9 protein-coding genes are annotated in these 13,004 nt (G+C 48.1%); 5 read left to right on the plus strand and 4 right to left on the minus strand.

The annotated features are described in order from the left end of the window. The first annotated feature begins 10 nt into the window (after positions 1 to 10). Both SSED_RS07675 and SSED_RS07680 read left to right on the plus strand, forming a co-directional pair. The gene (locus tag SSED_RS07675) at positions 11 to 259 is read left to right on the plus strand and encodes a hypothetical protein (RefSeq protein WP_012141829.1); all 249 of its coding nucleotides are present in this window, start codon (positions 11 to 13) and stop codon (positions 257 to 259) included. A 36-nt stretch (positions 260 to 295) separates the two neighbouring features. Next, positions 296 to 2,347: a S9 family peptidase gene (locus SSED_RS07680; RefSeq protein ID WP_012141830.1), complete on the plus strand. Its 2,052-nt coding sequence runs from the start codon at positions 296 to 298 to the stop codon at positions 2,345 to 2,347. Positions 2,348 to 2,466: 119 nt separating this feature from the next. Here SSED_RS07680 and SSED_RS07685 read toward each other — a convergent pair whose 3' ends face one another. Continuing rightward, positions 2,467 to 2,847, minus strand: coding sequence for a MerR family DNA-binding protein (locus SSED_RS07685; protein ID WP_012141831.1), 381 nt, complete (start codon positions 2,845 to 2,847; stop codon positions 2,467 to 2,469). Between the two features lie 140 nt (positions 2,848 to 2,987). Between SSED_RS07685 and SSED_RS07690 the strand changes: the two genes are divergently transcribed. Together SSED_RS07690 and SSED_RS07695 are read left to right on the plus strand one after the other, a co-directional pair. Then, positions 2,988 to 5,246, plus strand: coding sequence for a heavy metal translocating P-type ATPase (locus SSED_RS07690; protein ID WP_012141832.1), 2,259 nt, complete (start codon positions 2,988 to 2,990; stop codon positions 5,244 to 5,246). Between the two features lie 153 nt (positions 5,247 to 5,399). Further along, the gene (locus SSED_RS07695) at positions 5,400 to 6,998 is read left to right on the plus strand and encodes an ABC-F family ATPase (RefSeq protein ID WP_083758932.1); all 1,599 of its coding nucleotides are present in this window, start codon (positions 5,400 to 5,402) and stop codon (positions 6,996 to 6,998) included. Positions 6,999 to 7,311: 313 nt separating this feature from the next. Here SSED_RS07695 and SSED_RS07700 read toward each other — a convergent pair whose 3' ends face one another. From SSED_RS07700 to SSED_RS07710, 3 genes are all read right to left on the minus strand, one after another. Next, entirely contained in the window at positions 7,312 to 8,523 is a 1,212-nt protein-coding gene (locus SSED_RS07700) for a NupC/NupG family nucleoside CNT transporter (protein ID WP_012141834.1), read from the minus strand. 574 nt (positions 8,524 to 9,097) lie between these two features. Continuing rightward, complete coding sequence (locus SSED_RS07705) at positions 9,098 to 10,459, minus strand: leucyl aminopeptidase family protein (RefSeq protein ID WP_012141835.1); 1,362 nt, start codon at positions 10,457 to 10,459, stop codon at positions 9,098 to 9,100. A 189-nt stretch (positions 10,460 to 10,648) separates the two neighbouring features. Beyond that, the gene (locus SSED_RS07710; protein WP_012141836.1) at positions 10,649 to 11,047 is read right to left on the minus strand and encodes a hypothetical protein; all 399 of its coding nucleotides are present in this window, start codon (positions 11,045 to 11,047) and stop codon (positions 10,649 to 10,651) included. Between the two features lie 405 nt (positions 11,048 to 11,452). On the opposite strand from SSED_RS07710, the gene SSED_RS07715 reads away from it, so the two are divergent. After that, entirely contained in the window at positions 11,453 to 12,910 is a 1,458-nt protein-coding gene (locus tag SSED_RS07715) for an MFS transporter (protein ID WP_012141837.1), read from the plus strand. The last annotated feature ends 94 nt before the right edge of the window (positions 12,911 to 13,004 follow it).

A 13,004-nucleotide genomic window follows, 5' to 3' on the forward strand; every position in this document is an offset into this window, starting at 1 on the left:
TTTTGTATCTATGAGATTTGATAAGAAGATGGATTGGTTGGAAAAAGTAGCTAGAAATGTCATGTTATTTGTAGGGATTTCAGGTGTCCTGGTTATCTATTGTGGCTTCTTGTTTCTCCTGTTCAGTGGGCGTGATACCACTGTTTTACCTTGGTATCTGCTTATCTCGCCCTGGGTATGCATCTATTTTGGTCTAACCCAGGCAAAACAATTGGCAGTGATTGAATGGTTTAAGCATAAGATTGTCAGAAAGAAGTAACTGAATGATAAAGCAAGATGAACTTTGGAGGTATCAATGAGATTTCGCGTGTATATGACCTATCTCTTCTCGGCGTTACTTCTTAGCTTGCTTGTCGGTTGCTCTAAGAAAGAGCCTACCGAACCCACAGAGCTCATCGATAAACGCAGTGGTTGCCAGATTGATACCTATGGTAGCTGGACCTCGCCGATATCTGCCAGCGATGTTTACGGGTTATCAGACAATTTTGGTGAGTTACAGAGCGTCAACGATGCCGTTTATTTTGTACAGTCCGACTCCTCCTCCGATGGTAGGGTCGGTATTAAGCGTCTCGAGCTCGATGGTAGCGTTTCCGAGGTTGTTAGCACCGATTTTGATGTCCGTTCTAAGGTACACGAATACGGTGGCTCCCCTTTTCTCGGTATTGGCCAGAGTCTGTTCGTCTCTAAGGCCAAAGATCAGCTCCTCTATCGCATCGCCCCTAATCAAGACCCTGTACCGCTCACCCCCAATGGGACTCGTCATGCCGATTGCGTATCCTATTCCAAAGGCTCCCGTATTATCTGTGTCAGGGAAGATCATCGCAAGACTGGCATGCCGGTTTCCGGTCTGGTGGCACTGAACCTGAATTTCTCCGGCGAGGGGGAGGTACTCAGTTCAGGCGCCGATTTTTATTCGGCCCCCAGAGTCTCACCGGATAATAACCAGATGGCCTGGATATCATGGAACCATCCCAATATGCCTTGGGATAATACACAATTATGGGTCGGTGAGCTTGAGCCTAAGGGAGGGCTGCATAATGCTCGCAGATTGATTGAGGATCGTGAAGGTTCGATCACCCAGCCTCTTTATAGCCCGGACGGTCAGCTCTATTTTGTCGCCGATTTTAATAATTGGTGGAACCTGTATCGCATCAACTCAGAGGGGGAGCTCGAGCATGTGCTGGACATGGAGGCGGAGTTTGCCGTTCCAGATTGGAAGTTGGGTAATCATAACTATGCGTTTGAGTCTCACAATACCATCATAGCCAGTTATAGCCACAATGGTGTGGCATCGCTTATCCGTATCTTTCTCGATACCGGGTTGACTGAGTCAATCGCGGTGGATTTTGGTGAGATATCCCAAGTCGTGAAAGGCGAAAATGGGATCTATTTTATCGGCGCGAAAGTGACGCCGGAAAAGGGAATATATAAAGTGAATGGACGTGGCACTCAGCTTGTTTACGCGCCACAGCTGCCGGTACTCGATCCTAACTATGTCTCCAGAGCCGAAAGTATCAGCTTTGAATCCGGGGAAGGTGAACAGGTTTTTGGTTATTATTATGGCCCGGTCAACCCCGATTTTATCCCTCCTAAGGACTCGAGGCCGCCACTGCTGGTGATGTTACATGGCGGGCCAACCTATAAGGCAAGTCTCGCATTCAGACGCGACATTCAATTTTGGACCAGCCGTGGGTTTGCGGTGATGGACCTCAATTACCGTGGCAGCTCGGGCTTCGGGCGAAAGTATCGCCAAAGTATCTATGGCCGCTGGGGTAAAGCGGATGTCGAAGATGCGGTCAGAGCGGCGGGTCATCTGGTGAACAAAGGTTGGGTCGATGGTTTGCAACTTGCCATGCGCGGAAACAGCGCGGGGGGGTTAACGGTGCTGTCGGCATTAGCCTTCTTCGACACCTTTAAAGCCGGTGTGAGTTACGCGGGGATAAGCGACATGGAAGTGCTGAGTAAAGAGGCGCACAAATTTGAGTCAAAATACCTTGAGCACTTAGTCGGACTCAGCGGCGAAGAGCAGAATATCTATCGTCAACGCTCGCCTCTATATCACCTGGAGGAGCTCGATGAACCTCTACTGCTTATTCAGGGAAGTGATGATGCGATAGTGGCCGAGAAGCAGTCCAAGCGAGTGTTCAATGCACTTAAAGCCAAGGGCGTGCCCGTTTCATACCTGGCTTTCAATGGTGAGGAGCATGGGTTGAAGGACCCGCATCACAAGGTCAAAGCACTCGAGGTGGAATTGGCTTTTTACGGCAAGGTCTTTGGTTTTACACCGGCAGGTGAGCAGGCTCTGCTACAGCTGGAAAATGCCCAAAACCTTAAACATGGCGAATAAGGTGTTTCTTACTCCCTTTCGCCAGTAGGTCAGTCCAACAGGGCAGGCATTGGCGACCGAAAATGGTTAATTCAACTTGGCTTTAACTTGACTCTGTTTAAACTCTACTCTGCATTAACTCAACTTAAACTATTGATGATCGAGCAATCCGGCTGGTGCCCCCCGCGGCAATCGTCCACCAGATGTTTCAGTTGTGCCTCGAGCGCCTGAAGCTTAATGATCCGCTCACTGACCAGCTCGAGATGTGCCTTAGCTAAATTTTTAACGTCCTCGGCATCTCTCGCCTGATTAAGTTTAAGGTCAAGTAGTGATCTGCAGTCATCGAGTGAAAATCCGAGCTCTCTGCTGTGGTGGATGAATTTTAGTGACTCAATCTGTGGCTGGTCATATTCACGGTATCCGTTTTCACCTCGGGTGGCACAGATGAGTCCGATATCATGATAATAGCGAATACTCTTAACTGATAATCCTGTCTGTTTAGCAACCTCACCAATTTTCATCTTTTGTCCTCTCTTCTATCCTCATTGGGCTATTTTTAAATTACGTGAAAAAGATGTTTGACTCTCCCATTAGGGGAGACATTACGCTTGTTTTAGTCCTTATACCAATGAATTATTAAAGGGTCTGGAGAAACTATCTTATGACAAGCATGACTTTATATGTACCTAAAATGAACTGCGCCAGCTGTGTTGCCAAGATTGAGGGGGCGTTTGCAAAGTTAGCTCGGGAGGCATCGGGGGAAAAAGTCGATGCGCGGGTGAACCTGGGTGAAAAACAGGTGCTGATCAACGGCGATATCACCAGCGAATTGGCCATAGCAACGGTAGCCAGTGCCGGCTATGACAGCGAATTGGTGCTCGATGCTAAGCTTGCTTCCGAGACCAAGGTTAAAGAGGAAAATGTTGAGTACCGTACTCGTATTATTCAGTCGGCCCTGGGTCTGGGCCTTGGTATTCCTATGATGCTATGGGGCTTGTTAGGCGGCGAAATGATGGTCAACAGCCCTGGTCAGCAACTCATGTGGGGCGCAATGGGCTTGGTCACCTTAGTGCTTCTGGTCACTACCGGAGGACATTTTTATCAGGGTATGTGGCGTGCCCTCAAGGCTGGCGCGGCCAATATGGATACCCTGATTGTGCTGGGCACCACAAGCGCCTGGCTTTATTCCATGATAGTGGTGTTGATGCCTGGCGGGTTTCCGGCCGAGGCCCGGCATGTCTATTTTGAAGCCAGTGTGATGATCTTAGGTTTAATCAACTTAGGTCATGCCCTTGAGCTCAGGGCTAAAGGCAAAACCGGTGAAGCGGTACAAAGGCTCATAGGTTTGCAGTCAACGACCGCTATCAGAGTGACCGATTCAGGTGATGAAGAGGTTGAGATCGCTTCTATCAAGATAGGTGATCGTCTCAGACTCAAGCCCGGAGACAGAGTCGCACTCGATGGTGAAGTGTTATCCGGTCATTCACAGCTTAATGAGTCTATGTTGACCGGTGAGCCTGTTCCTGTGAATAAATCTGTAGGAGATGCTTTGAGTGCCGGGACCGTAAATGGCAACGGTAGCTTAATATTTGGTGTGACTGCAGGGTTAAACGATACCCGTCTGGCGAAGATCATCGAGTTAGTTCAACAGGCGCAAACATCCAAGTTGCCTATTGGTCGCCTGACAGACAAAATCTCCGCCTACTTTGTTCCTGTCGTGGTGTTAATTGCACTGGCTGCGTCATTTATCTGGTTTATGGCAGGTCCGGCGCCTCAGCTGTCTCATGCGCTTATCGTTCTGACCAGTGTGTTAATCATCGCCTGTCCCTGCGCCTTAGGTTTAGCGACGCCAATGTCGATAATGGTGTCGGTGGGTAGGGCGGCTCAGATGGGAGTGCTGATAAAGAACGGTGAGGCGCTGCAGACGGCGAGCAAGGTTAGCTGCGTGGTACTCGATAAAACCGGCACCATCACCTTAGGTAGACCTTTGGTTACCGATATACTGCTGGCATCTGGAAATATCAGTATCGATGAGCCGGGTGGAATCGAGACCTTGTTAACAAGCGTTGCGAGTCTGGAGCAACACTCAGAGCACCCGCTAGCCGATGCTATGTTAAGCGAAGCAAAATCTCGGAAGTTATCCTTGGTTGAGCCCGAAGCGTTTACCAATTATCAAGGTAAGGGCATTGTCGGTGTTGTCGATGGTCAACAGCTGGCCGTAGGTAATATGGAGCTGATGAAAATGCAGAGCGTCCGCAACATGGATGCGCTGGAAGATGAGGTCATAGAGTTTGCCGAGATGGGGAAAACCCCGGTATTTGTCGCCCTGGAAGGTGCTTTGACGGCGGTCATCGCCATTACAGACCCGTTAAAACCCGATGCCTTCGATGCTATCTCGGCGTTGAAACAATCGGGTAAGCGCGTGATTTTACTCAGCGGAGATAATCTTAAAACGGCGAATGCAGTGGCCAAGCAGGTGGGAATAGAGGAGGTGATAGCCGGAGTGTTACCCGAGCAGAAGCAGCAGCATATTATCGACCTTAAAAGCAGCGGTGAGATTGTTGCCATGGTGGGAGATGGGATCAACGATGCGCCGGCTCTGGTCAGCGCAGACGTGGGAATTGCCATGGGAGATGGCACGCAGGTGGCGATAGAGAGCGCCGACCTGACCTTCCTTTCCGGCAGATTATCTGTCCTGGCCGATACCTTCTCCCTGGCTAGTGCGAGTATGCGAAACATTAAGCAGAACCTGTTCGGTGCCTTTATCTATAATAGTTTAGGCATCCCCATTGCCGCAGGCGTATTGTTTCCCTTTACCGGTATGCTGCTTAGCCCCGTTATCGCGGGAGGGGCGATGGCATTGTCTTCGCTGACTGTGGTCACTAATGCTAATCGGTTAAGACACCAGAAGTTGAATTAATAATCCTGGGTGCTTAAATTGAATTGTCGGTGGTCACGTAATCTTGATAATTTAAGCCTGATCTACTATACTTTCGCGCTTGATTTTGCTCACTCAAGCGCTGGCAGCGTGAGTTCGCCGCGCATCGCATAACTGAATTCGGAATACTTAAACTTGATTACTACAGCTAATATCACCATGCAGTTTGGCGCTAAGCCACTGTTTGAAAACCTCTCAGTCAAATTTGGCGGCGGAAACCGATACGGTCTGATCGGCGCCAACGGCTGTGGTAAGTCAACATTTATGAAGATCCTTGCCGGCGACCTTGAACCAACATCGGGTAACGTCTCATTAGATGTGAACGAACGTTTGGGTAAATTGAGCCAGAACCAGTTCGGTTACGAAGAGTTTAACGTCGTCGATACCGTTATCATGGGTCATGCTGAACTTTGGGAAGTTAAAAAGGAACGTGACCGTATCTACTCTCTGCCAGAAATGACAGAAGAGGAGGGGATTAAGGTTGCCAACCTTGAGATGGAATTTGCTGAGATGGACGGTTATACCGCCGAATCTCGTGCCGGCGAACTCTTAATGGGTGTCGGTATCGGTGTCGAACAACATTTCGGTTTGATGAGCGAAATTGCACCGGGCTTCAAGCTACGTGTACTTTTGGCACAGGCACTGTTCTCCGATCCAGATGTGTTGCTTCTCGATGAGCCTACCAACAACTTGGATATCGATACGATTCGTTGGCTACAAGAGATGCTTAATCAGCGTAATAGCACCATGATCATCATCTCGCACGATAGATATTTCTTGAACTCTGTTTGTACCCATATGGCTGACTTGGATTACGGTGAACTACGCCTATTCCCTGGTAACTATGATGAGTACATGATGGCAGCTCAACAATCGCGTGAGCGTTTGATGTCGGACAATGCGAAGAAGAAAGCCCAGATTGCTGAACTTCAAGGCTTCGTTGCCCGTTTCTCGGCTAACGCATCTAAAGCTAAACAGGCGACATCACGTGCTAAGCTCATCGACAAGATTAAGCTTGATGATATTAAAGCATCGAGCCGTGTGAACCCGTTTATCCGATTCGAGCAAGAGAAGAAATTGTTCCGTAACGCCTTGGTTGTGGAAGAGCTAACCAAAGGATTCGATGAAGGCCCGCTGTTTAAAGACATGAATCTCATGGCTGAAGTGGGCGAGCGTATTGCTATTTTGGGTGACAACGGTGTGGGTAAGACCACCTTACTGCGTACCTTAGTTCACGATATCCCACAAGATAGCGGTACGATTCAATGGTCTGAAAACTCATCGGTTGGTTACTACGCACAGGATCATGAGTCAGATTTCGAAAACGACATGACCTTGTTCGAGTGGATGAGCCAATGGCGTAAGCCGGAAGATGACGACCAATCGGTTCGTGGCTACTTAGGCCGCATGCTATTTGGTTCTGATGACATTAAGAAGTCTGTTAAAGTGCTTTCTGGTGGTGAGAAAGGCCGTATGTTATTTGGTAAGCTTATCATGCAAAAGCCAAATATCTTATTGCTGGATGAACCAACTAACCACATGGACATGGAATCAATCGAGTCATTGAACAACGCACTAGAGATGTACGAAGGGACATTACTGTTCGTCAGCCATGACCGTGCTTTTGTATCATCTCTGGCAACTCGCATCATAGAGATCAGCAAAGATGGTATCAATGATTTCAAGGGAACTTACGATGAGTTCCTGGTAAGCAAAGGTGTTGTTGAAGGCTAAACCTTTCACGCTAATGAATTAGTGAAAAGCCTCAGAGAGATCTGGGGCTTTTTTATGTCTGGCCATAAATGTTCCATTCATTTATTGGCATTTCCACCATCCTTGGCAGTCAGAACATTTATGTCTGTTTGGCAGGGATGCATATAAACAGACGTTATGGCCGGAACACTCTCATAAATAGAAAGGTATATTTCCCAAGGATGGGTAGAAATATACGTTATGTCTGGAACATTTATGCCTAGGGCCTAGGGCCTAGAATCTAGATCCTAGACCCCTGTTTACACTTTATCTCAAAGTAGTAGACCGACGGGTATTAAGCAATACTGAAAAATATTCCGGCTAAAACTGCACTCATCAGGTTAGCCAATGTGGCGGCAAGAACGGCCTTAAAGCCTAAGTTTGCCACATCAGCGCTGCGCTCCGGTGCCATCACACCTATACTGCCGAGCTGAATCGCAATTGAACCTATGTTGGCAAAACCACATAGAGCGAAGGTGATGATGATCTGAGAGTGAGCCGAGAGTTGATCTTTCACCGAGACAAAGTCCATGAAGGCGACAAATTCATTCAGGATAAGCTTCTGCCCGATGAATCCCCCTGCCTGCATCATCTCATTGGCAGGTACACCTATGATAAAGGCTACCGGTGCGAAGAGATAACCCAGCAAGCTCTGAAGCGTGACACCTTCGAAGTTGAACCATAAACCCAATTGTTCCAGCCCAGCGTTAAACATCGCGATGACGCTGATAAATGCGATAAGCATAGTACCGATAGCCACGGCTACCCGCATACCATTCATGGCGCCGGAGGCTAAGGCGTCGATGGCATTGCTGTGCTCACTCTGGTTCATATCGATTGCCTGGCCTGCGTCAGGAGTCTCGACTTCCGGTACCAGTAGCTTTGCCATCATCAGACTGCCCGGTGCGGCCATAAAGCTCGCCGCGATAAGGAACTTAAGGTCGACACCTAAACCCGCATATCCACCTAAGACACTACCCGCTACCGATGCCATTCCGCCGGTCATAACGGCAAAGAGCTCCGAGCGGGTCATTTGGGGCAGGAAAGGCTTAACCAAGAGTGGTGACTCACCCTGGCTCAGAAATATGTTGCCAGTGGCGACCAGAGACTCTGCGCGGCTGATGCCTAGTAACTTTTGTAGTGCTCCGCCAATGATTTTTATCACCCACTGCATGATGCCGAAGTAGTACAACATGGAGATGAGGGCACTGATGAATATCACCAGAGGTAATACTCTAATCGCAAATATGAATCCTGTGCTGGCCAGATCGCCAAACAGAAATTTAATGCCTTCGTCGGCAAATCCTAATACCGATGCGACGCCTTGACTGACGCTGCCCAGTACCTGTTGTCCCATAGGGACGTAGAGAACCAGGGCTGCAAAGCCTGCCTGAAGGGTTAGTGCACCGATAACGGTACGCCATTTTATTGCACTGCGATTTTCAGAGAAAATCCAGCCACAGAGTATAAGAAAAAAGATCCCGGCCAAGCTAATCAACAACTGCATGATTTATCCAAATTTGAACTACAAAGGAGTAAGTCGAAGATGATCGTATGCTTGTATTGATGACACTGGGGCTTGCTTTGGATAAAGCGACATTTGACGTCGCCAAGTGAAGACACTTAGACGATCGATTTGAGTTGTCCGGCCATTAATATAAGAAAGGATCACCTTTAAAACTTATAAAAGTTTTGCCGGTCCAACTCCGTGGGTCGATCACTTGTCCTTGTAACAGCCGGCATTGAACTTGAGGTTCGAGCCGGAAAAGGATTATACAAAAATCGGAAAAGATTAAAAGCAATTAATGTTGTTAAATTACAGTCTGGCTGGATTTTAGGCTGGTTGGTGGTTTTTTATGGGGTTTAATACTGAGTTTAGTGTGTTTGTTGAAATATTATTACTTGGCTAGAGGCTAGAGGCTAGAGGCTAGAGGCTAGAGGCTAGAGGCTAGAAGTGATGTTGATATGACCCCTTAAAAGTGGACACCTTATATAAGTGCTTTGGACTGCCACTAGTCCACTTTACCTAGAGGAGAAAAGTTAAGGCCTGCAGGCAGGCCTTGCTAGGGGAAATTTATTGACTACTTACTGAAACGCGTCTGCAAGTAGTCAAATACTGCACGAATACCGAATGCTTCACCGCCAATAGGGCGACCCGGCAGTTTACGGTTATTCCAGGCCATCACATCGAAGTGGCTCCAGCTGATATCTTCATCGACAAAGGCTTCGAGATAGAGGGCTGCGGTAATCGCGCCGCCGAACGGCACCTTGCCACAGTTGGCGAGATCGGCGATATCACTGCCGGTCAGCTCAAAGTAAGGCTTATGTAGTGGCATGCGCCAGATTGGATCCTGAACATTAAGGCCCGACTGAGTCATGTCTATAGCCACCTGATCGTCATTACTGAAGAACCCTGGTAGCTCAGTCCCCAGCGCGATACGCATTGCACCGGTGAGGGTGGCGAAGTCTATCATCAGCTCAGGCTTATCATTGTTGGCTTCGGCGAGAGCGTCACACAGGACCAAACGGCCCTCTGCATCGGTATTATCGATTTCTACCGTGATCCCTTTACGGGTTTTAATGACATCACCGGGTCTGAACGCATTGGCGGATACCGCATTTTCTACCGCAGGAACAAGCACACGGAGGCGGATCGGCAGGTTACTGGCCATGATCTGATGTGCTAAGCCGATAACGTGGGCGGCGCCGCCCATATCTTTTTTCATCAGACGCATACCCGCGCCAGGTTTAAGATCCAGTCCACCGGAGTCGAAGCACACACCTTTACCGACTAAGGTGACTTTCGGCGCATCTTCATCACCCCAGGTAAGGTCGATAAGACGTGGCAGGTTCTCACTGGCGCGGCCTACCATATGGATCGTCGGGTAGTTCTGCTCCAGCAGTTCGTCACCCACAATCTGTGTTACCTTTGCGCCAAATTCGTTAGCTAAACCTTCCAGGATTTCACCTAAATGCTGTGGCATCATGTCTGCAGCCGGCGTGTTAACCAGGTCACGTACGATAGAGACAGAGCGCACCATCTTCAGTGCTTCATCGGCTTGAGCCTGAGTCGGCAGCACCAGCTGAGGAAAGACCTTTTCACTGGCCTTATATCTATCGAAGGTATAGGCACCCAGTCCCCAGCTAAATGCGGCGACCTTTATCTGCTCCTCGCTGCCGGTAATTGCGAATTGTCCTGCGGGAAGCTGGTTAACGAGATCGCCACATAACCAGTAAGATTCAGTCTCAGCGCTAACTAAAATAACTTGAGCCAGTTCGCCATTTGCTGCGGGAATAAGGCTCATGCCCTTACCGGAAAATTGTGTGCTGCTTAGCCAGTTTTGTGTTTGCTGTTCCTGCTGGGCCAACCAGTCTGCATAAGAATCTGTGTGTAAGATGGTCAGTGGTGTTCCTGGAACGCCTGAAATCAGTAAATCAGTCATGTGGGACTCGTACTCTCTGCTGGTAGTTAAAATAGTTAGGGAAGAGTGAACAATTCATTATTATACAATATTACAGTAGGGTAACAGGCTATGAATTCAGGGGAAAGCGGGCAGGGGATTTAGGTATCACAATATTGACAGCAGTACTATGCATCAGCTGTGCGGAGCGCTTTATAAATAGCTTACAAATTACTCTTTACTGCCTGCTAATACCGGAGATTTTCGCTGTCTTTTTCTCCCAGACATATTGTTAAATGAGCTGGGTAATACATCGACTCCGACAATTTTACCCAGCTTAACCACTATGGGGATAGTGATCGGAGCGAAAGGCAATACTGCAAACATGCCAAGTCCCAGTCCTTTTAACAGATCCCCGAATTGCCTGTTAGCTTCTCGCAGCTCTTCGCGATTGGCCTGCTTTCGGGTGTAACGCTTGTAGGTGACCAACATCTCTTTGGTCTCCTGTTTTTCCTGCGCTAACGCTTCCTTGAGGATGATTAGATCGCGTTTTATACGTATCGAAAAGCGCCGCTTGCTGATGCGGAAAACTCGAATGGGCGCTTTATGAACATGGGCGTATATTTTCATGGCGCAGATTGTCTCACAGGCAGTCTCATTGGCATAGTTATGCTTTCTCCTTTGTGTAAGTAATTCTTTAGATTGTCATGTTTCTACTCTTTAAATCTAGTTTATAGGAAGCGGATGAGTGGAATGACCATTGGTCTCATATTGTTTCCATTCTTTTCAGTTTGTCATTTTCAGTCTTAGGCCTGTCATAAAGCAGGCATAAACCTTTTCGTATGAAGATTCAGGTGTAAACAAATAGTAACGGCGCAGTGAGAGAGTTTTTAGCCATTATCTTTGGTTTTGCGACCAGCCACTCTGGTTCAATGAATTGATTCATGTAATATCCGCGCACGTTGATAAACATTGAAGTTTATTTAGTTACTAATACGAAGAGATCCGGTTATGTGGAATAGGTTGAACAGTTCGATGATGATTTGCCAAATGATGTTTGGCATGTCTTTTTACGGTGTCATGGTGATATTGACCCGTTTCTTTCTGGAAGATCTGAACTATTCAGAAGCCGATACCATGATGGTCGTCGGTGCTTTTTCTGCTATCGGCCCACTGTTCGCTATTGCCGGCGGTTTCATCACCGACAAATTTCTCGGGGCTTATCGCTCCCTGACTCTGGCCTTCGTCTGTTTCGCCGCAGGTTATGGTTTGCTGGTGCTGGGCGCATCGTTAATCAATGTGCCTCTTAGTCTGGCGGGTATTGCCCTGGCCAGTTACGCCAGAGGCTTGATGTTCCCCTCTTACTCACCGCTTTTCAAGCGAACCTTCGCGACCGAAGAGGCCTTCGAGAGCGGTTACGCGGTTAACTACTCCATCAACAATATTGGTGCCTTTATCAGCCAATACCTGTTTCCGTTGATCGTGTTAGTCATAGGCTTCAGTGGCAGCTATCTCTTGTGCGCTGGTATGGCTCTGTTGGCCTTTGTGTTGATGCTGATAACCCGCAAACCATTACTTGAGGTCAGCTCGGAGATAGACAGACAGCCCGTCAGTATCAAGAACTGGGTGCTGTTTTTAATCAGTTCGGCCGCCATGATTGGTTTGGTCTTCTTCATGTTCTCTAACATGGATATCGGTAAGAATATCGTTTATGCGATAGGTCTGGGTGCCATTGGTTACTTTATTTCGATAATGGTTAAATCGGAAAAGCGTGAGTCACTGAGAATGGGTACCATATTAATTATGGTGCTGCTTACTATCGCATTTTTTGTCTACTATGGTCAGATGATGACCTCGATGACGTTAGTTACTATCAACACGATGCGCGGCGATCTGTTCGGGATCATTCCTATTGCGCCGGAGGCATCGATGGCCATGAACCCTATGTGGTGTATGGTAGCTGGCCCGTTGCTCGCGCTGGCCTTTTCAGCCATGGAGAAACGCAATATTCATTTTACTATCGCGACTAAGGTAGGCTTTGCCTTTATCTTTACCGCCATCGCCTTTGGCATATTGACCTTAGCCGTTATGACCGTAGGTAGTGATGTTATTATTCGCCCCGAAGTGTTTTTGGTTATCCATTTCTTTCTGGCGTTTGCGGAAGTGATCGTTGGCAGCATGGTCGTCGCCTTCATACTGTCTGTGGCGCCTAAGCATATCGAAGCTTTCTCGGTAAGTCTGTTTTCGGTTGCCACGGCGCTCAGTGGTGTCGTTGGTGCCGTGTTCTCAACCTCTATCGCCGTTGAAAAGGGGCAGGCTATCACACAGGAGATCGTGCGTAGTCTGTATGGTGACTACTTCGGTATATTGACCATTATGGCTGTGGTTATGGTGGGTGTCGCATTTGCCGCATCTAAGCTTATCAAGAAGATGTTGGCTAACGATGAAGACCCGACTCAAGGCTTGAGTGAAGATAAGATGGCGAACGCTTAGGGGGAACGGGGAATCGCTGCATAGGTCATTCCTCTCATCATTGAGAGGAATGATTTCAACCCCTCATAAGCTTGAGCAATCAGCTAAGGGGTGG

This window comes from Shewanella sediminis HAW-EB3, assembly GCF_000018025.1.
Taxonomy (GTDB): Bacteria; Pseudomonadota; Gammaproteobacteria; order Enterobacterales; family Shewanellaceae; genus Shewanella; species Shewanella sediminis.

Excerpts from the sequence above, each read along its gene's own strand:
- SSED_RS07680 (WP_012141830.1), top strand. The coding sequence starts at position 296 with ATGAGATTTCGCGTGTATATGACCTATCTCTTCTCGGCGTTACTTCTT.
- SSED_RS07710 (WP_012141836.1), bottom strand. The coding sequence starts at position 11,047 with ATGAAAATATACGCCCATGTTCATAAAGCGCCCATTCGAGTTTTCCGC.
- SSED_RS07690 (WP_012141832.1), top strand. The coding sequence starts at position 2,988 with ATGACAAGCATGACTTTATATGTACCTAAAATGAACTGCGCCAGCTGT.
- SSED_RS07705 (WP_012141835.1), bottom strand. The coding sequence starts at position 10,459 with ATGACTGATTTACTGATTTCAGGCGTTCCAGGAACACCACTGACCATC.
- SSED_RS07685 (WP_012141831.1), bottom strand. The coding sequence starts at position 2,847 with ATGAAAATTGGTGAGGTTGCTAAACAGACAGGATTATCAGTTAAGAGT.
- SSED_RS07715 (WP_012141837.1), top strand. The coding sequence starts at position 11,453 with ATGATGATTTGCCAAATGATGTTTGGCATGTCTTTTTACGGTGTCATG.
- SSED_RS07675 (WP_012141829.1), top strand. The coding sequence starts at position 11 with ATGAGATTTGATAAGAAGATGGATTGGTTGGAAAAAGTAGCTAGAAAT.
- SSED_RS07700 (WP_012141834.1), bottom strand. The coding sequence starts at position 8,523 with ATGCAGTTGTTGATTAGCTTGGCCGGGATCTTTTTTCTTATACTCTGT.